The following is a 19588-nucleotide window of genomic DNA, read 5'->3' as shown; positions in this document are numbered from 1 at the left end:
CTGTTCCCCTTATGACACCAGCTCCTTGAATATACCGTTTTTCTCAAGGAGAGTCGCGTGTGTTCCATCTTCGACCAGTGTTCCCTTGTCGAATACAATCACGCGATCGAACAGATTGGCAAGTGCAGTGTTTGACAGAACCCAGATGATCGCAGGCGCGTGGCCCTCTTCGTGCAGGTCCTCCATGATGTTGTGTGTGATGTGGTCTTGCACGCGTTGATCAAGCGCGGGCAGTGGACGATTGAATATCACGTAGTCAGCACGCTTGAGCAGGGCTCTGGCAACATTGAGCTTCTGTCGCTGCACATTGGTCAATCGCTTGCCACCTGATCCGACATCGAAATCCATGCCAATCGAAAGGACGCTTTCGAACAGTCCGAGACGGTCGAACAGGTCGCGCAAAATGGTGCGTAGGCGATCCGAACCATCGGCCTGGGTGAAGCCGATCCTGCCGAAAAGGACATTATCGAGAAGCGTGGCCGTTGAGATAAAACGTTCAGGATCATAGCGTTCAATGACTGCTTTGAGATCGTCCGGCATATTCTGGTGGAAACGTGCGCGCGCATCGACGATCTTGGCCATGAGCTGGCTGTTCAGAAGACCAAAGCGATGCCTTGGCTCGATGTAGGAGAAGCTCAGGCGGATTATGCTTGTTCGTTCGTCTGCCGACGCCGCGTCGATACCGCGGCCCTGCAATTTTTGCAGCAACACCTGATAGGCCGGGATGTCATCGGCGGTCATGAAGGTCAGCTGCTGGAAGAACGGATGATCCGGCGGCAGATCCTCGAAGAGCTCGACGGCATTGGCCGCGATCTCCAGACCCATATTGTAGAGATCGATGTAAAGGTCGTTCTCACGCAACACCGAGCGGAAATAGGGATGTGCGGCCAGTTTGCGGTTCGTCATCATCGGACGTCTCATGCTGCCGAACAGCAGATTTTCACCAACGGTGGCTTGAGGATTATATTCATCCAGCTTGAACGGAACGACGAGATCGTCGAGATCTTCCTTCTTCAATCGTTTGCGCAGCGCCTGACGCAATTCGACAATGCGATCGGTCAGATCAGCGTGTGTCTTGATGTCGACATTAGAACGCAGCGCCATGTCGAGAATGTCCTGGGAAATCAGAACGGCATCGAGTACCGGACGCACCACCTTGAATAGATCGTCGGGCCCTGTCACGCCCGCGGAGACGTAATCGACCCAGTCGCTGTTAACGTCGAGTTCGGGATTGCCCGCGCGGCGCGCTTCGTTGATGTTCCATTTGTTCTTCGCAGCTTTCGCTCCTTCATACTCGACCTTGGTCAGGGGCGCATGCTTGAGGCCATAAAGCAGATTATCGCGCAAGGTTCCGTGGAAGAAGTAGGTATCGGATGCCGCATAGGCGATGCGGCGGCCGGTTACTGATTCTGGCAGTTCGAGGATGTCTTTGCCATCGATGGTGATGCGACCCTGCTCCGGCCAGATAAGGCGTGCGAAGGCTTCGGCAAGGGCCTCGGCGCCGCTTCCGCTGTTGCCAACGATGGCGGCAGTCTCGCCCGGTTTGATCTCCAGCGTGACATGTCTGAGCAAGGGCGCACCGCTGTCATCGGAAAGTGTCAGGTTGACCGCGTGCAGCGAATGCTCAAGGCGGTTGACGGGATCGGGCGCCAGAGCCTGGATTCTTGGATCAACGAGCATGTCGACGTTGAACTGTTCTACCACCTGGTTGTACTTGACCTGGACATCCTGACGGGCCTGGTCCCAATCGATCAGCTCTTTCAACGGCCCCGGCAGGTCCTTGTAGGCATTGATGACGGCAACGAGCTGGCCGATATCGAGTCTTCCCTGCAACGCCAGAAAGCCACCGATCGAATAGAATAGAAACGGAGTGACCTGTGCGAGGAAATTGTTGATGAATTTGACCAGGAACTTCCATTGATAAAGATCGTACCGTATCGAGAAGATCAGGCCCAAACGCGAGGCGATGTCGGCCCGTTCGAAGTTCGATGTGTCATTACCGTGAATGGTACCAATGCCATCGACGATCTCACCCACACGGCCAGACAGTTCGCGCGCCGTGAGCTGACGTTGGCGTCCGAGTTCAAGCAACCGTTTGCGCATGCGGGGAATGACCACGCCCTGGACCGCGACAATGCCTGCGGCAATCATACCAAGCCAGAAATTCTGCATGATGATGAAGACGAGAGCCGTGATAGCTTGTCCGCCTAACAATGCCGGCTGAACGAAGGCGTCCCCGGTGAAACCGCCCATGGGTTCGACTTCATCCTTGATCATCGTCGCAATTTCCGCGGATTTTACCCGCTTGAATTGCGCCGGCGGAAAACGCAGCACGCGGTCAATCAACTCGAAGCGAATTCGTCGCAACATGCGCTCGCCGAGACGGCCCTTGTAGGTGTTGATATAAAGCTTGAACAAACCGTTGATGATGACGAGCAGCAGGAAAACCAGGCTCAACGCCATCAATGTCTGGAAACGCGTGAGTTCAAGGCCGTCGAAAAACACCACCTTGCCGAAAGCGGGGACGTCATATTCGAGATGCATGAAGGTGCGCGTCGCGCCCGGGGTCTCGAAACCGTTACCCTGGATGGGACCGTTGACGATCTGTTTTGGCAGGTCGAAAGACATGAAATACGGAATCATCGAGACAGCTACGACGAACAGAATCCATATCTGCTGCAGCCGCGTGTTCGACCAGATATAGCGTGTTAGACTTGTTTCCATGGGCGACCGTGGGCTGTGAATTCAGCTGGAATTTCAAATACTGAAACGTTTGAAGAGTACATGGACGAACTCCATGATTGAATCGTCCCAGCCTACAGCATCGGGTTCGTGAAGGCTATACGACATGGGGACGGAAGGTCGCGTTGTCAATTGGCAGGCGTCGGCATCTGGTTGTGGTGCTGTCGCTGAGGGACATTGCCTGCCTAGAGGAGGTGTCGCAACACCTCAGCCGTGCGCTCGGCGCCGCCGAGATCAAGCATATGTGATGATGGCTTTGGCTGCGCCAGCGCGGCCGCAAGGGCATTGCCGAGAATATCGGCGTTGAGACTGTTTTCGGGCAAGGCGATGGCGAGGCCGAGGGTGTCCAGCCGTGCGGCCCGTACACTCTGTTCCGTTTCGCCACCGGCCGCGAAAGGGACAAGGATGGACCGGCACTGCGCCCGCAGAATATCGCATACCGTGTTGTATCCTGCCTGCGAAATTGAAAGCTCGGCTCCTTTGAGCAATGATGGAAAATCCGCGCGGAAACGGACGACGCGCACATTGCCGGGTGCCTGTGCCGACAACGCCTTGAAATCGCGTTCCGGCAGATTGGGTCCGGTAATCAGGCACCAGGATCCGCCGAAGGCCGATTGCTTTGCCACTTCCAGACTTGAGCGGATCAGATCGAGCCCCACGGCGCCGCCACCGGCAGACACAACGATATCAAAGACTTCCGATGGCTCGGCCGGGTCAGGGCCCGCAACCAGACCGGTATAGATAATCTTGTCGGCGATCTCCTTTGCCAAGGGAAACGTATCGGCAAGCGTTGCAAATGACGGGTCGCCATGCACCAGGATATGGTCGAACTGTGCTTTGATGATGCGAACCGTCTCTTCATCACGCCCGGGCTTGGTGCGCTCCTGCAGGATATCACGGACGGAACTCAGAAGCTTCGGCCGCGGCGACATTGCCTTAATGGCATCCAGCAATGGCAAAAGTTCGAATCGCATCTGCCTGCGTCCAAAAGGGAACGCTTCGATGATGACCATAGATGGGTTGATTTGGTGAAGCGCTTCGAGCAGGAGATCGCGGCGGCGCGCCAGAAATTCATCGTCAACCGCATTACCAAACTCATCTGCCAGACCTGAAAATCCGGCATTGCCCGCAAGCACTGTGGGCAATGCGACAGATTTGACATCGGGTCCCGGAAAACCTGAAACCTTCGATCCACCCGTTACCACCGTGACATCGAACTTGTCAGCGGCGAGCGCCGCGGCTACGCGGCTGGCGCGGGCGAGATGACCTATGCCAAGCAGATGCTGGACGTAGAAAAGGACGCGCGGTTCGCTCATGGTTTTTGCCATTCGCTCTCAAAAAGGCGGGTCAATTGGCGGATGCTCGCATTATGGTCGAAGTGTTCGCGTACCCGTTTCTCGGCGGCCTTGCCCAAGCGGTATCGAAGGTCGGGTTCGCGGATTGCGCGTTCAAGTGCAACCGCCAGCAGCCGGGGATCTTCCGGAGGGACGACGAAACCGTTTTCTCCGCCGGTCAGAAGCTCGGGTATGCCGGAAATATTCGTTGAGATGCAGACAAGGTTTTGACTGGAAGCCTCAAAAAGGACATTCGGTAAGCCGTCGCGGTCTCCATCTGCCGCAACCCGGCAGGCGAGGGCAAATATATCGGCGCTGCGATAGTGGCCAAGGACATCCTCCTGCGCAAGCGCGCCTTTCCAGCTGATGCGGTCGGCGATGCCGAGCTTGTCGGCAAGGGGTTTTAACCGCGCCAGTTCATCGCCGCCGCCAATATGCACGAACCTCCAGTGCAGACGGGCAGGCAGCAGCGCCAGTGCTTGCAAAAGGATGTCGTAGCCCTTCTTCGGCACGGCACGGCCGACGCTCAATATCTGCACGGGATCCGTTCTGTCCGCACCGTCGCGGCTCGGACGGACGCCAGAGAAATATCCGAAGCGGGCAAGATCAAGACCATGATAACTCAGATGCACCTGTTCCTTTCGATTTGTCAGCGCGCGCATGTGTTCGAAGCCCGCGCGCGTGCAGGTGACGCTCCAGCGCGCCGCGCCGAGTTTCTCGATCAGTTCCCAGTCGGGAGAGGTCCATATGTCTTTGGCATGGGCCGAACAGGTCCAGGGCACATCAGTCATGATGCTGGCATAGCGCGCGACGGAAGCCGGCGTATGAATAAAATGGGCATGCAGCCATTCGCCCGCGTCCGGCCATTCATGGGCAAGGACAAGTGCCTGGCCGAGACGACGGATGCGGTTGCGCGAAATATCGCGACGCAGGTCGTTCCAGAATCGCCGGAGAAGTGGCTTGAAATTGGGCTTTTTCCGCGCTGCCATGAGGGCACGAAAGACTCGGATTGGTTCTTCGTGAAGATATTCGGGCAGATAGACGACACGCGCCTTGATCTCATCATGGATCGGGTGACGTTTCCTGTCCGTCGGCTTGCGCATGGAGATCAGCGTCAGGTCGAAGCCTGCCCGCTCCAGTCCGAGCAGTTCCTGTGCGATGAATGTCTCCGAAAGGCGCGGATAGCCCTTCAGAATCACCAATGTCTTGCGGCGTACTGACAAGTTTATTCTCTTATTCCGCGACTGCGGGCAATGGTTGTTCGCGTTCGTCCAGCCAGTCGCCGACGATCTCGGAAATATGCACGAGACCCTCCAGCCGCATGCCTTCACCCTTGCCGGTTTGCGATGGCGGGGGACGGTCCGGCAAGCGCTTGAGCACCTGTGCAAAGCGCAAGGGGTCCTCGGCTTCCTCTGGCAGCAGCATTTCGATGAGACCAAGTTCGGCGGCGCGCGTGGCCCGGATCAGTTGCTCCTCGCGTGGCAGCACGCGGGGCACGATCAGTGCCGGCTTGTCGAAAGACAGAATCTCGCAGTAGGTGTTGTAGCCGCCCATGGCCACCACAGCCTTTGCGCCCGCGATCAGTTCTTCCATGCGATTATCGAACTCGATAACCTGGATATAGGGAATTTTGCCCCCCTTCCTGACCAGTTTTGCCCGCTGCTTTGCCGGCATATACGGGCCGAGCACGATGAATGCCTTGTGCTGGAGGGTCGGATCCTGCTGATAGGCGTGGATGACGTTATGCACGAGGTCGGCCCCGTCGCCGCCGCCGCCCGTTGTCACCAAAATATAGTCGCCCTCGGGAACATGGGTCGGGGTGTTGTCGTTCGACAGGCTGCGTTGCAGAAACCCGACAAATTTCATCTTGTCACGCAGGGTGACCGGCACATCCAGATCGACGAGTGGATCGTAAAAATCCGGCGGGCCATAGACCCAGACCGTGTCGTAGAACTGATCGATCTTCCGCATCACATTGTTGTTCTTCCACTCGGCCTCGAGCAGATGCGGCGCGTCCATGACCTCACGCAGGCCCAGCACGAGTGTCGTGCCGCGAGATTTAAGATAGGCGAGGGTTTCCTCCACTTCGCCCTTCAGCCCCATCGGTTCCTTGTCGACGATAAAAATATCGGGTTGAAAGGTCTCGGCCGTATGCCGGATGATCGACTGGCGCATCTTCAGTGTTTCATGCAGATCGATGTGGCGGGCGAGCGAGGTATATTCGCCATTGCGAAGCTTGATTACGCTCGGCACTTTCACGAAATCAACGCGGGCGCGATAGTCGAATGCGCCGGCGATCGTTGCGCCGGATATAATCAGGATATTGAGCCCGCGGTAGTCCTCGACCAGCGAATGGGCAATCGTCCTGCACCGCCGCAAATGGCCAAGGCCGAAGGTGTCGTGGCTATACATCAAGATCCGGGCATCTTCGAAACGCCGCATCATGGTCAAAACCCCCTGTTTTGCGGTTTGACCCGCGCAGTGCATTCGAAACGATCGTGAGAACACGAACCCATCGGATTCTCATTTGCCTTATCTGTAGGGATCGGCGGCGTCACGCAACCCATCTCCCAAGAAATTGAACGCCAGGATAACAAGTATGACAGGAATCATCGGAAACAGCAGCCAGGGATAAAAAGCGATGACGCTGACGCTGCGCGCTTCGGTCAATAAAATACCCCAACTGGTGATCGGAGGCCTGAGCCCAAGCCCAAGGAAACTCAGTGCGGTTTCGCCGAGGATCATCCCAGGTATGGAAATGGTGGCCGTGGCGATCAGGTGCGACATAAAGCCGGGCACCAGGTGCCGCCCGATAATCCGGCCGCTCTTGGCACCCATCAACTGCGCCGCCAGCACATAGTCTTCCTCACGCAGCGAAAGGAGTTTGGAGCGCACGGAACGGGCGAGCCCGGTCCAGTCCAGCATGCCGAGGATGATGGTGATGCCGAAATAGATCAGGATAGGACTCCACGTCACCGGCATGATAGCCGCCAATGCCATCCATAGCGGCAGGCTAGGCAATGATTGCAACACTTCGATGACGCGTTGCACCAGCAGATCGAACAAACCGCCGTGATAGCCTGCAAGTCCGCCGATCACGATGCCGAGAACGAAACTGATGGTTATGCCGATAAGCCCGATCGTCAGCGATATGCGCGCACCATAGATGATGCGGGATAAGACGTCACGGCCAAGACGATCGGTGCCGAGCAAGAACATCTGGCCGTCCTTCGCCGGACAGACAAGATGGACATTACCCTCGATCAGGCCCCAGAAACGATAACTGTCACCACGACAAAAGAAGCGAAGCGGCTGAACATCGTTGCGATTGTTTGTGTACAGACGCTTGAGCGACTCCATATCCAGTTTCATTTGCCGGCCATAAACGAACGGACCAACGAAATTTCCGTCGTGGAACAGATGCACCCGCTGTGGGGGCGAATGGATAAAGTCGACATTGCGCGTGTGCAAATTGTAAGGTGCCAGGAATTCGGCAATAATGATCATGCCGTAAAGCAAGAGCAAAAATATGCCGGATGCCAAAGCGAGCTTGTGCCGCTTGAATTTCCACCACATCAAACGCGCCTGCGATGCAAGATGGATTTTCGCCTGCGCATCGGTCATCGCCTCGATCGACATTGGATCGAACGGGGCGGTGGAAACGTAATGTTGCAGGGGCGCGCCGGGCGGGGGAAGCGGTGCCGTCACTTGGTACTCCTGCCTTGCAAGCGAATGCGCGGATCGAGAAAGGCAAGCGCAATATCCGATATGAGCACGCCGATGACCGTCAGGAGTGCCAGGAACATCAAAAAGGAGCCTGCAAGATACATATCCTGACTTTGCAACGCCTTGATGAGCATTGGCCCGGTTGTCTCCAGTGAAAGAACGATCGCGGTGATTTCAGCGCCGGAGATGATCGAGGGCAATATGGAACCGATATCGGAGACGAAGAAGTTCAGCGCCATGCGCAGCGGGTACTTGACCAGCGTGCGAAACGGGTGAAGTCCTTTGGCGCGCGCCGTCATCACATATTGCTTTTGTAATTCGTCCAGGAGGTTGGCGCGCAAGCGCCGGATCATGCCGGCGGTGCCCGCGGTGCCGACGATAATGACCGGAATCCACAGATGGGAAAGAATAGACCGCGCTTTTTCCCAGCTCATCGGTTCGCCCAGAAACTTCTGATCCATCAGATGGCCAATCGATGTGCCGAACCAGATATTGGCGAAGTACATCAGTATAAGCGCCAGCATGAAATTGGGGATGGCAATGCCGAGAAGCCCGAACAACGTCAGCCCATAGTCGCTCCAGCTATATTGATGTGTGGCTGAGTACATGCCGATAGGAAAGGCGATGACCCAGGTGAACAAGATAGTGACGAAAGAGACGAGGATCGTCAGCCACATCCGTTCTCCCACCACCTCGCTCACCGGCAGCTGGTACTCGAAGGAATAGCCGAAATCACCCTGAAGCATGCCGCCAAGCCAATGGAAATAACGCAGCACCGGCGGTCGGTCGAAACCGTATTGATGGCGCAGTTCCTCAATCTCCTGCAGATTGACGGTTTCACCCTGGGCACGGAGCTCCGCAATCTGGCTTTCGAAGAAATTGCCGGGCGGCAACTCGATAATGGTAAAGACCAGGGCCGAGATGACCAAAAGGGTGGGGATCATCGCAGCAATACGCCAAAGGATATAACGCAGCATTTCTTTAGACCTGCTCCCCGCTCAGCCAGAAAGTATCAGGCATGTAAATGCCGAGATAGGATGTGGGATCAAAGCCGTACAGGCCCTTTTCGGGAACGTTCTGCAAACGTGATGTACGCACGATCGGTTGCAGCGTGCCATTGACAAGCCCGATCGAAAATACCTGCTGGGTATAGATGGCCAGCATCTGCTGCCAGATTTCGGTGCGCTCCGCCATGTGGGCGGATCGCTGCCAGCGCCCCAAAAGTTCAGTGAGCTCAATCGCTTCAGGAAGGTCCGCTGCCTTGCCCTGGCTGCCATGCGACAGGTAATGCATTCCCCAGAGCGGCCATTGCAGCTGATCGTCCATCGTGGGCGCCAGCTGTCCCGGGTTCATGTCGGCAGTTGCCACGCCGTTGTCCATGCCATACCAGATCGACATCATGATGCGCCCGCCCATGGCACGGCTGCGGAAAATGTCGCGCTGGGATGTGCGAATGAACAGCGCGATGCCGATCTTGCGCCAGTGATCGGTGACGAGTTCAAGCACATCCGTATCCACGGAGCTCTCGCCCGGCGTTTCGATTGTGATCTCGGCCAGCCGGCCGTCCGGGAGCAGGCGAATGCCGTCCTCATCGCGATTTTGCAATCCGGCCTCGTCAAGAAGCGCGTTGGCCTGTTGCGTATCGTGATCGATCCACGCATTGGCATATTCGGGCTTGAACAGGGGACTTTCGGGCAAAAGGGTATCAGCACTGGGAACGCCGAGACCGTAAAACACCGCCATATTGATTTCATGCCGGTCGATGGCAAGCGACAAAGCCCGTCGCACCCGCACGTCACGAAACAGCCCACGCCAGACGTCATCGCCGCAATTGAGATTCGGCAGGATTGCGACGCGCGAACCGCGCGTCATTTTCCACAAATCAACCTTCACAGGGTAGCGGTCTTCTGCGTCCTTCAGAAAGGTGTAATCGGCAAAATCAATGCCGGTTGCCTGCAGGTCGCTTTCTCCCGCGCCGGTCTTGGCGGGAATGATGGAGGACGAACTGACATTGAGCACGAAGCGGTCGATATAGGGAAGTTGACGGCCGTTCTCGTCGACGCGGTGGAAGAACGGGTTGCGTTCGAAGATGAATTGCTCCGCCGGCGGCGCTGTCATGTTTCGCCAAGGATCAAGCGTTGGCAGCTTGGGATTCTCCGGCCGGTACGTCCGTGACATTTTGATATGCAGGTCGGCCCACTTCTTCACCCGCTGTTCCTTCATCAAGGCGGAAAGCCTGAATTGGTCCTGATACTCCTTGTGGAACTGCTTGAGATAGGCTGCAGGCCCGACGAGGACCAACGGCTGCGGCCCGGCGAGATTTGGCAGGAAATCCGGATTTGGCTTGTCCCAGGAGTAGCGGATGGTCCATTCATCGAGAACTTCAAAGCGCGGCAGATTTCCATCGACACGCAACACCATGGAGCCACCGCCAGGTGTCAGATCCTTGTTGAGCAGGACGTCCTCCCACCAATAGCGGAAATCATCGACGGTAAATGGAGACCCGTCCGACCATTTGTGGCCATCGCGAAGCGTGAAAGTGAACACGGTGTCGTTTTCGGACTGAAAGCCCTCAAGAATATCAGGCTGGAAAACCAGACGTTCGTCATAGCCAATCAGCCGCGCATAACCGTAAATGGTCATGAACCGGATGTCTTTGGCACTGCCGATGATCGTGCGAACCGTTCCGCCATATTGCCCGGGGGTACGTCCCATTTCCTTAAGGCGCACAATGCGCGGCCGCTTTGGCAATCGTTGCGGAAGCGGAGGCAAACTGCGCGCACGCAATTGATCGGCAAGATATTCCGGCTCAATATCGCGGTCGGCAGCACCTGTCAGGTCCGGCAGCATCGCGCAACCCAAAGCACCGAGGCCGAAAGTACCAAGGATAGTGCGGCGCGTTACCACGAACGTAACTCCCTTGCATCGGCATTGCGGCGCGCCAGGACGAGATGGCCGCCACCAAGATCGGCTGGAGCCAGTGTCTCGCTGTCGCCATCACCGGCGAACTGGGCACCCCAGGAGTGTTGGTCCGAAGCGCCACCCATCTTCAATGTTTCGAAGTCAAGCGGCCTGTCCAGATCGGGAAAAGGCACAGCCGCCAGCAGCGAGCGCGTGTAGGGATGAACCGGGTCACGAAGTATTATTTCGCGCGGTGCTATCTCGACAATCCTGCCTCCACACATGACGGCAATACGGTCCGCCATATAGTCGACAACGGCAAGGTTGTGGGAAATAAACAGATAAGTGAGCCCGAGTTCCTTCTGCAGGTCCTTGAGAAGATTGAGGATCTGCGCCTGAACTGAAACGTCGAGTGCCGAGACGGGTTCGTCGCAAATCAAGAGTTGCGGCCCGAGCGCTAAAGCACGGGCGATACCTATGCGCTGGCGCTGACCGCCGGAAAAACTGTGTGGATAGCGGTTGAGATAGCGCTGGTCGAGGCCAATGGCCTGCATCAGCGCGCGTACCTTCTCCAGACGGTAAGCATTGTCGCCAAGTCCATGGATCTCCAGCGGTTCACTGAGGATGTTCTGCACTGTCATGCGCGGTGAGAGCGATGAGACCGGATCCTGAAACACCATCTGGATGCGGGTGCGCAACTCCATGAGCTCGTCGCCCTGCGCCTTGAGAACATCGATCTTGCCCCTGCCGTCATCAAAAGTGACGGAGCCGCTGTCAGGTGTGATAGCGCGCATCAATATTTTGCTGACCGTGGTTTTGCCGCTGCCGCTCTCGCCGACAAGACCGAGGCATTCGCCGCGCCTGATATCGAAGCTGATGCCGTCCACCGCTTTGACCAAGGTCTTGTCCTGCTTGCCAAACAGGCCCGATTTGCGGATGCCATAGGCTTTCACCAGGTCGCGAACGGAAAGAAGAATGTCCGGCGCGTTTTCGATCTGCTTTTTCTTTGCCCACAATGTGTTCGAATTGACGGGGACCTCGCGTAGTGCCTTCAGGCGTTCACCAGGCTTCATGTCAAAATGCGGTACGGCGGCCATGAGGCCTTTCAGATAGGGATGCTGCGGCTGACGAAAGATTGCGTCGACCGGTCCTGCTTCCATGATCTCACCGTGATAGATGACCACCACCTCGTCGGCCATATTGGCGACGACGCCGAGATCATGGGTGATGAGCAGCATTGCCATGTTCAGCTTGTGTTGAAGATCGCGCAGCAGTTCTAGGATCTGCGCCTGGATCGTCACATCGAGCGCCGTCGTCGGCTCATCGGCGATGAGGAGGGCAGGGCGGCAGATGAGCGCCATGGCAATCATGGCCCGCTGGCGCATACCACCAGAAAGCTCGAACGGATACATGTCATAGGTGCGACTTGGCTTGGCAAAGCCGACGAGACCAAGCATTTCTTCGGTTTTGGCCCGACGCTCGTCCTTTGTCGCGTCGGTGTGGATGGCTAGAACTTCGCTGATCTGATTGCCAACGGTGTGCAGCGGCGACAGCGATGTCATCGGCTCCTGAAAGATTTTCGCCATGCGGCTGCCGCGTAACGCCCGAATTTCAGGCCCATCCCGTGACAATTGCAGAATATCCGTGCTTCTGCCGTCGATTGGATCAGTGAACAGTATTTTCCCGGTGACCTTTGCCGTATTGGGCAGGATTCCCATAACTGACTGACTGATAACAGACTTTCCCGAACCGGATTCACCGACGAGAGCAGTGACTTTTCCCGGGAGAACGCGCAGGTTGGCGCCCTTGACGACTTGCAAACGTCCGCCAAGCATCGAAAACGAAATGCCCAGATTTTCGATACGCAACAGATCAGATTCCGACTTCATGCCAGCCAATTGTTCCCTCGGAGCCTTGTTCGTTGCTCACTTGAAATTGAACCTATCGCACGGCCTTGGGGGAGTCTAGCTGGCTCTATGTGACGATGACATCGCATACCTTTGGCGGAGGCTTGCGGTGATCAGCTTTGCCCGCAATTCAAAGCGATATGGCGTCCTGGAGATGCGAGATGCAATAAGAACAATCAAGGTGCGGGACAAATCCCCGGACCAAGCACGTCTTCACAGCGCGGCGAACGGCGGAAATTATCATAATATAGGGTCCACTCGGTCTTGTCGGCAGCTCGATAAGGACCAAATTTGAAATACTGATTTTTACCAAGGCCGTTGTCGCCGTGACCGATATGCCCTTTGACTGTCACGATCCATTTCTTGTTGGCGAAAATCTCGATGTGGCCAGACCCGTCAGGACCGGGCTTGGTGTAAATGGCGAAATCAATCCAGCCGGAATCTGGCGAAGGCAGTTTGTTGCCATGATCGGTCACGGTGATCGCATCGGTGCAGCTGTTGAACTGGCTACCGTCCTGAGGTGTCCAGGACACGTCAGTCGCTATGAGCGCGCGCATCTGGTCTGTGTCCGGCCGGAACCAGACCGGCGTTTGGTTGTTGGCGCAGGCCTGGACAGTACTTGCCCCTTCCGCTTTGGAAGGCGCGACATAATTGGTCTCGACGGTCGCGAACAGCTTGCCCTGGTTCAGGCGCAGCGCCAGGAAAGGACTGAAATCACCCACCGCGTCGGGCCCGATCTCACGCTTCCATTGCGCGATAAGATAGCGATGGTCGCCTTTTGGAATTGGATCGGCAAACTTGACGGCAAAACCATACCAGACGCCTTCCGTATAGGGCACACGACGGTCGGTTTTCTCCCAAATCTCAGCCCGTTCGCTGCAGTTCTGTTTGACGTTTGGGCAAAATGGCTTGACGCTCAGCTTCAGCGCGCCCGTACCGGTCTGCTTGACGTCGGACTGGAACTCGAAACTACCCGCGCGCTGCTCGAAATTCTTGCGGTAGTAAAGTCCGCTGCTTGCGGCAAAATCCTTGCCGTCGAAACCATCAAAAAGCGTGTCGCTTCCTGGCTCTGCTGCCGCATTAGTCAGGTTGAGAGTTGCGGCAAGGAGAGCCATGGCGACGATCTTTCCTGTCATTGCATGAATTTGTCTATCATGGGCCGCCGTTCCTGGGTCTTGGCATCGCGATGCAACAGCATAACCTGTTCTGCATCTGACAGGCCATCATAGGTGACCTGATCATATGCATCGTCAAGCTGGGCTGTTTGTTCCGACGTTTTTGGCAATAGAACCGTGACTTTCTGTCCAACACCGCGCAATTTTTCCTCGCCCAAGGTGACCCAGTCGCCACCACAATAGGTGGCAAATGCCTGACTGGCGATAACCTCGCGCGAATATTTTTTGGTGAGGCCCTGCAAGCGCTGCACTTCGTTGACGGCAGAGCCGAAAGCCGAGAAGGTCAAGCGGTCTTTCAGACCGACATTGCCAAACATGACGTTACCGACGTGCAGGCCAATGCCATAGCGAATATCGCCAAGACCGTCCTTGCGCCGCTCCTTGTTGAGTTCTGCGACACGTGCCTGCGCCTTGAACACCGCATTGAGAGCGGTTTGGCAAGCAATCTTCGACGGATCCTTATGACGACCGCAGGGATAGACCGCCAAAAAGCCGTCGCCCATAAAGCTGAGAATTTCGCCGCCACCCCGATTGAACGGGGCCGCAATGGCATCAAAAAAATGATTGAGCGTATCGATATAGGCTTGCCTGCCCTCTTTTTCGGCCAGGACGGTAGACTCGCGCATATCGCCCATGACAAGGGCGGCCCGGATCGTGTCGCCATCACCACGCCTGATCTGGCCGTTCAGGACGCGCTTGCCGGCATTGCCACCGAGATATGTGGTCAGCATGTTATCCGCGAGTTTGCCGAGGACCGCCATTTTAGCGGCAACTGCCAGATGGTTCTGCAGTCGCAGGAGCGCCGCGATCATGGCATCGCTGAACCCTTCCTTGCTGTCGGTTGACCAGGAACCCATCATGCCTTGCGTCGACTGACCGCCAAAAGGCTGCAAGAAAGCGAGATAATCGGTGACGCCTTCCTGTTTCAACTCGTCGAGAACGGGGAATTCAAGTTGTCCATCGACGTCGATGCGTCGCCGCAAATGTTCCAGATTGTTGCTGAGAAGATAGAAGTAGGGGCTCAAAAGGAAGCGTTCAGGCTTTCCGGCTGGGTCGTGCCGGTAACCTTCAACACTCATGCCACTTGCACGTTTCCAGGTGAATCCCAACGCATCGTAGAGTGGATGCAGCATGGAAAACGAGAGATTGACGCGGGCGATCGGCAGGCCCGCCGCCGCGATACGTTCGCAAAAGCCACGGACAATAGTCTCCAGATTTGCCCCGGCAAGCGACGTTTGTGTGAGCCAGTCGGCTACCTTGTCGAGAAGTATGCTGGATACGTCAAATTCGCTCGTGCTCATCCGGTGTCGTCCTTGCAAATGCGAGCCACGTCCACTTTCCCGCACCCAGTCGTTGCTCCCAAGCAAGCGTGATCGATCGCACGGACCTGTCAGACAACGGGAGGAAGATGAGCGAATCGGATAGTGGTGTCAACGTCGGCGACAGGGGTGATAACACCGCAATCTCACCGGTCCGATACAGCTCAGGCGGGTCGTTCGGCGGGAGGTCCTCTGTCAGTCATTGTTTCCATTTGCTCAAATGGGCATGTTGCCCAATCGAAACAATAGGCAATTGTCACTTGATTGTGAGCTGCCTGTCGACAGACATGTGGTTTGGTTTATTGAAAAATCTTCGAGACAGGTCGCGACCGTCCACGCTTGACAGCCAACGTCGTAGCGGCCATCTAAAACTGACCCGATAGCCGGCAGCGGCGCTTGTACAAGAAAGAACATATTGGCTTCGTCCCCTTTTTCCGACCTCTCCGCTAAAATCTCAACGCGGCAGGCCCACGCCGGTGTTATAGGGCTTGGCTACGTCGGATTGCCGCTGGCGATTACTCTGGCGCGCAGCGGTTTTGCCGTTACCGGTTTCGATATCGATCCGGACAAGAAAGTCTCGCTCGATGCGGGGCGCTCCTATATCGAAGCGGTAACGGACGAGGCTCTCAAAACCGAGGTGGCAGCGAAAAGATTTGCCTCGACAAGTGACTTTTCCGAACTTGCAAAGTGCGACGTCATCATCATCTGCGTGCCGACGCCCCTGACGAAACATCGGGATCCAGATCTTTCCTTTGTCGAGGCGACCTGCCGCTCGATTGCGGCGGCCTTGCGCCCCGGGCAACTGGTCGTACTTGAGTCGACGACCTATCCCGGCACGACCGACGAGGTGGTCAAGACGATCCTGGAAAAAACCGGTCTCAGATCCGGCACGGACTTTTTCCTCGGATTTTCGCCGGAGCGCGAAGATCCTGGCAATCGCGACTTCCACACTGCCACGATCCCGAAAATCGTTGCGGGCGACGGCGAGGAGGCACGCGCGTTGATGCAGGCCTTTTATGGCGCGGCGGTAAAAACCGTGGTGCCGGTTTCGTCCAATGCGACAGCCGAAGCGGTCAAGCTCACGGAAAACATCTTCAGATCGGTCAATATCGCGCTCGTCAACGAACTCAAGACCGTCTACGCGGCGATGGGGATTGATGTCTGGGAGGTCATCGAAGCAGCGAAGACCAAACCTTTTGGCTATATGCCCTTCTATCCTGGGCCAGGGCTCGGCGGCCATTGCATTCCCATCGATCCGTTTTATCTGACGTGGAAGTCGCGTGAATATGAGCTTCCGACAAGGTTCATCGAGCTGGCTGGCGAAATCAATTCCGCCATGCCGCGCCATGTCGTCAGCAAGCTTGCGGAGGCGCTGGATGTTCGGGCAGGCAAGGCGCTCAGCCGTTCTCGTATTCTTGTCCTGGGACTGGCTTACAAGAAGAATGTGCCGGATATCCGCGAGAGCCCGTCTTTGCGGCTGATCGAGATCATCGAGGAACGTGGCGGAACTGCACATTATCATGATCCTTTCGTTGACGAAATCCCGACAACGCGTGAATACATGGCGTTGAAGGGTCGCAGGTCTGTGGACCTCAACGAGACTTCAATCAGATCCTACGACGCCATTCTGATCTCGACCGATCATGATCGCGTTGACTATGCTGCTCTTGCGAAATGGGCGCCGCTCATCCTCGATACGCGCAATGTTTTCACCAGGCTGGGACTGATGGCCGGGCATGTCGTGAAGGCGTAGCCGGTTGACGTCCTAGGTCATTTTTGCTTTCAGATTGCTTGCTGCCATAGCATAGCCACCCATCGCGCCATCGATAAAGTGAATGTGGTCGTGGGCGCGTGGCGTCGGCACGAAACAGGTAATCAGCGCGGCATCCTGCCGGTGCAAGCCATATTGAACGATGCCCGTTTTCGCAGCGTTTTCGAGCAGCATTTCGATGCGGTGCGAACGCTGGCCATCGATGTCGATGGTCATCTTGAGGCCGTCGTCGAATTTGCGGAAATCGGAATTTTGCGACAATTCGATTTTGTAACGCCTGGGATCGAAGCCGCCCGCCGTAAGTCCGAGCCTGTCGAGCAGAAACGTTAAAATAATCTGTCCGATAATCGCGAGTTTGCGGGAAATGCGTTTACCTACCGGAGCGGTGGCCCGCGCTTCCACATCGACGCCCTTGATCAACAAGTTTATCGGCGGGCCTTCGGCGGGAAGTGGGTGGGCGCCGCGGCTTTGCTCGGCTGTAACGGCAATGATATCGCTAACAAGCCTCTGGAATTCCTTGCCGGCACCTGATGGCCCCGGCACTGCGATGATTGACACGATTTCGCCGTTGCGTGCCTCAATCGGATTCCAGCGGCAGGATAGACCGGTCAGGTCAGGCCGCGTACCGGAAGGAGCCGGTTCGATTGCGTAGGCACCTGCTTTCATCTGCGCTTCCGCCCAACTCGCCCCACCTCCGGCAAACATCGCGTAAGAAACGTCGGGGCTCACCCTGAAGCGGGCGACCCGCACATCAAGGCCCTCAGCCCGGATATCGCGCATGGGGACAAGGGCGGCCCGCAGGTTCAACTGCAGTTCATCGGCAACCCAGGATTGTACAGCTGCCAGCGCTTCACGAGCGAGCGGAACGGTGAATGCCGGTAGTGCCACCAATGCCCCATCGCCACCGAAAACGAAGGGATAGTTTTTCCTGTCGAGCACGTTGAGGAGCGCAGAGATGACACTCACGCCGGCCATGTTTACAGCCTTGTAGCGTCCCGCCTTGATCGCGAGGGTCGAATCAACAATGTCGGCCGTTGCCAACACCCAGTCATCCGGGAGTGGCTTATAGTTGCCGGGGTCGGAAACACCCTCGAAGTGTTCGAAGACAGGGAGCGTTTCAAAGAAGTCGCCAGATGTTTCTGTGATCATGCGCAAGGGTTAGCACAATCCAAAGTGGCGAGCGATGGGCGAACTGCATTGGGCGATGTCTGGACTTAGAACGGAAAAAACAACGGCCTCCTAAACTGGACAATAGGATAAGGGCTATCAACTGGAGATCGCTGTTGCGTTGTAAAAATGTGACAAGAAAGAATACAATAGTTCATCGACTTGTGCTCGGGCAAAGGTAGTGCAACCATATGCATGTTATTGATTCTGTGCCTTTTCAACCTGTTCGAATTTTTAAATTTTAACGAGGATACCGGCATATTTTGCTGCCACGAGGAACGGTTCACTCCCACGATGCATTTTAATCTGGCCCACTTTCCGGATTTCGAAGAAGGTTTTATAAGTGGGGCCGTCAAGCACGACACACTTGAAATGCTTGTTGGCATCAGGCAGCAGCTGAATTGCCGTCACATCACCCATGTTGGCCATAGCGATCAGCCTGGCCCTTATCGCGGTCCTGCTCCGGATATATCTGTGCTCACCACTGTGCCGACGGAATGGGTGATGCGCTATGCAGCCAAGAGCTACTTCGCCATCGATCCAATCATGCATGCCGTAAGGGCATCCAGACAACATGGAAACGCACCTGGCACCATCCGCAACCTCTCGGCAGAGGGTGGATTGTCGATAGAGGCGAGACACTTTCTGCGCGATTGCGAGTTGCGTGGTTTGGGTAATCTCTACCTAATGGTCGATGTTTCGAATGCACATGGTTTCCGCGGCGTTACGCTTTTTAGTTTCGACATTGAACCGGCACATGAAGTGGTATTCGTGGACGGGATGCGAAAGCGGTTGGCGACAGTTTCCACGCGCCTGCACAACGTGCTGCATGGCAATCGTAATCCGGGTCTTGCAGCGGTCGTCGCGAAGCAGTTGACGAAACGCGAAATGGATTGTTTGTACTGGGCCGCCAACGGTAAAACCGACGGTGAAATTGGCGAGATTCTCAACATCGCCCGCTGGACCGTAGTGACCTATCTGCAGAACGCCAAGAATAAGCTTGGTTGCTCCAATCGCACTTCAACGGTGGCGACAGCGCTGGCCCTGGGTGTCATCGAGATGCCAGCCATTGCCAGCAGGTTCTAGAACTTATTTGGGTGTCGTCAGTTGTGGCAGCCGGGCGTTGTCGAATGCTGCCGCGAGCAGCGCCGTATTATCGGCCGGACTTTTGCCCGTTTCGGCGAATCGAACATGATGCAGGTCGATCTCGGTTGAATCGGACGACAAGGTCAATCTGAAATAAGCATTCACGCCCATATTGCTGAATTCCAGATCAAGCATCACTTTTGGCGTTGAATTCCAGTCGAGTAAATACTCGCCACCGAGGCCGAAGGTAAGCGTATTCGGGTAAAAGGTCAGTTCCGTCGCAGAATTGACGATGTCGGCAATATTGCCGAACAGTTCGCAACGAATGAAAGCGATATAGTCTGCTACATCCACCAGGCAAAGATCGTGTATGACTTCCTGCAGATGCGCGGAGATGATCCCGACGCGGGCAACGGAAAATTGTGTTCTCTTCATATGCTGATCCGCTTGAATGTAGGCA

Annotated in this window: 14 protein-coding genes; 2 read left to right on the top strand and 12 right to left on the bottom strand. The window is 56.1% G+C overall.

The annotated features are described in order from the left end of the window. Positions 1 to 9 precede the first annotated feature (9 nt). From LB462_RS16875 to LB462_RS16830, 10 genes are all read right to left on the bottom strand, one after another. Complete coding sequence (locus tag LB462_RS16875) at positions 10 to 2724, bottom strand: ABC transporter ATP-binding protein (protein ID WP_224510386.1); 2715 nt, start codon at positions 2722 to 2724, stop codon at positions 10 to 12. A gap of 203 nt (positions 2725 to 2927) precedes the next feature. Continuing rightward, on the bottom strand, positions 2928 to 4058 hold the full coding sequence (locus tag LB462_RS16870) for a glycosyltransferase family protein (protein ID WP_224510383.1): 1131 nt from the start codon (positions 4056 to 4058) through the stop codon (positions 2928 to 2930). Beyond that, on the bottom strand, positions 4055 to 5299 hold the full coding sequence (locus tag LB462_RS16865) for a glycosyltransferase (RefSeq protein ID WP_224510381.1): 1245 nt from the start codon (positions 5297 to 5299) through the stop codon (positions 4055 to 4057). The genes LB462_RS16870 and LB462_RS16865 overlap by 4 nt, the downstream gene beginning before the upstream one ends. 10 nt (positions 5300 to 5309) lie before the next feature. Then, complete coding sequence (locus LB462_RS16860) at positions 5310 to 6521, bottom strand: glycosyltransferase family protein (protein WP_224510378.1); 1212 nt, start codon at positions 6519 to 6521, stop codon at positions 5310 to 5312. A gap of 87 nt (positions 6522 to 6608) precedes the next feature. After that, on the bottom strand, positions 6609 to 7784 hold the full coding sequence (locus LB462_RS16855; protein ID WP_224510375.1) for an ABC transporter permease: 1176 nt from the start codon (positions 7782 to 7784) through the stop codon (positions 6609 to 6611). Further along, on the bottom strand, positions 7781 to 8779 hold the full coding sequence (locus tag LB462_RS16850; RefSeq protein ID WP_112532361.1) for an ABC transporter permease: 999 nt from the start codon (positions 8777 to 8779) through the stop codon (positions 7781 to 7783). Before LB462_RS16850 ends, LB462_RS16855 begins: the two co-directional genes overlap by 4 nt. A gap of 4 nt (positions 8780 to 8783) precedes the next feature. Next, positions 8784 to 10709 carry an ABC transporter substrate-binding protein gene (locus LB462_RS16845; RefSeq protein WP_224510372.1) on the bottom strand — a complete coding sequence of 642 codons (1926 nt, stop codon included), beginning with the start codon at positions 10707 to 10709 and terminating at the stop codon, positions 8784 to 8786. Further along, positions 10703 to 12592, bottom strand: coding sequence for an ABC transporter ATP-binding protein (locus LB462_RS16840; RefSeq protein ID WP_224510370.1), 1890 nt, complete (start codon positions 12590 to 12592; stop codon positions 10703 to 10705). Before LB462_RS16840 ends, LB462_RS16845 begins: the two co-directional genes overlap by 7 nt. Before the next feature lie 194 nt (positions 12593 to 12786). Further along, complete coding sequence (locus LB462_RS16835; RefSeq protein WP_370637208.1) at positions 12787 to 13725, bottom strand: polysaccharide lyase family 20 protein; 939 nt, start codon at positions 13723 to 13725, stop codon at positions 12787 to 12789. Positions 13726 to 13742: 17 nt separating this feature from the next. Beyond that, positions 13743 to 15086, bottom strand: coding sequence for an adenylate/guanylate cyclase domain-containing protein (locus LB462_RS16830; protein ID WP_224510365.1), 1344 nt, complete (start codon positions 15084 to 15086; stop codon positions 13743 to 13745). A gap of 433 nt (positions 15087 to 15519) precedes the next feature. Here LB462_RS16830 and LB462_RS16825 point away from each other — a divergent pair, with 433 nt between their 5' ends. Then, a complete protein-coding gene (locus LB462_RS16825) occupies positions 15520 to 16857 on the top strand; it encodes a nucleotide sugar dehydrogenase (protein WP_224510361.1) in 1338 nt (445 codons plus the stop codon). A 12-nt stretch (positions 16858 to 16869) separates the two neighbouring features. Here LB462_RS16825 and LB462_RS16820 read toward each other — a convergent pair whose 3' ends face one another. Beyond that, the gene (locus tag LB462_RS16820; protein WP_224510544.1) at positions 16870 to 18024 is read right to left on the bottom strand and encodes a DUF3095 domain-containing protein; all 1155 of its coding nucleotides are present in this window, start codon (positions 18022 to 18024) and stop codon (positions 16870 to 16872) included. 312 nt (positions 18025 to 18336) lie between these two features. On the opposite strand from LB462_RS16820, the gene LB462_RS16815 reads away from it, so the two are divergent. Continuing rightward, complete coding sequence (locus tag LB462_RS16815) at positions 18337 to 19128, top strand: helix-turn-helix transcriptional regulator (protein WP_224510358.1); 792 nt, start codon at positions 18337 to 18339, stop codon at positions 19126 to 19128. Between the two features lie 3 nt (positions 19129 to 19131). Here LB462_RS16815 and LB462_RS16810 read toward each other — a convergent pair whose 3' ends face one another. Beyond that, positions 19132 to 19563, bottom strand: coding sequence for a BspJ family T4SS effector nucleomodulin (locus tag LB462_RS16810; RefSeq protein WP_224510355.1), 432 nt, complete (start codon positions 19561 to 19563; stop codon positions 19132 to 19134). Positions 19564 to 19588 lie beyond the last annotated feature (25 nt).

The organism is Phyllobacterium chamaecytisi, assembly GCF_020164455.1.
GTDB classification, from domain to species: Bacteria; Pseudomonadota; Alphaproteobacteria; order Rhizobiales; family Rhizobiaceae; genus Phyllobacterium; species Phyllobacterium chamaecytisi.
Note: the sequence above shows the minus strand (reverse complement) of the source record. Positions and strands in the feature narration are given on the sequence as shown.

Bases quoted from the DNA above. Each gene is read 5' to 3' on its own strand.
- LB462_RS16875 (WP_224510386.1), bottom strand. From the start codon at position 2,724: ATGGAAACAAGTCTAACACGCTATATCTGGTCGAACACGCGGCTGCAG.
- LB462_RS16870 (WP_224510383.1), bottom strand. From the start codon at position 4,058: ATGAGCGAACCGCGCGTCCTTTTCTACGTCCAGCATCTGCTTGGCATA.
- LB462_RS16860 (WP_224510378.1), bottom strand. From the start codon at position 6,521: ATGATGCGGCGTTTCGAAGATGCCCGGATCTTGATGTATAGCCACGAC.
- LB462_RS16850 (WP_112532361.1), bottom strand. From the start codon at position 8,779: ATGCTGCGTTATATCCTTTGGCGTATTGCTGCGATGATCCCCACCCTT.
- LB462_RS16840 (WP_224510370.1), bottom strand. From the start codon at position 12,592: ATGAAGTCGGAATCTGATCTGTTGCGTATCGAAAATCTGGGCATTTCG.
- LB462_RS16835 (WP_370637208.1), bottom strand. From the start codon at position 13,725: ATGGCTCTCCTTGCCGCAACTCTCAACCTGACTAATGCGGCAGCAGAG.
- LB462_RS16830 (WP_224510365.1), bottom strand. From the start codon at position 15,086: ATGAGCACGAGCGAATTTGACGTATCCAGCATACTTCTCGACAAGGTA.
- LB462_RS16820 (WP_224510544.1), bottom strand. From the start codon at position 18,024: ATGATCACAGAAACATCTGGCGACTTCTTTGAAACGCTCCCTGTCTTC.
- LB462_RS16815 (WP_224510358.1), top strand. From the start codon at position 18,337: ATGCATTTTAATCTGGCCCACTTTCCGGATTTCGAAGAAGGTTTTATA.
- LB462_RS16810 (WP_224510355.1), bottom strand. From the start codon at position 19,563: ATGAAGAGAACACAATTTTCCGTTGCCCGCGTCGGGATCATCTCCGCG.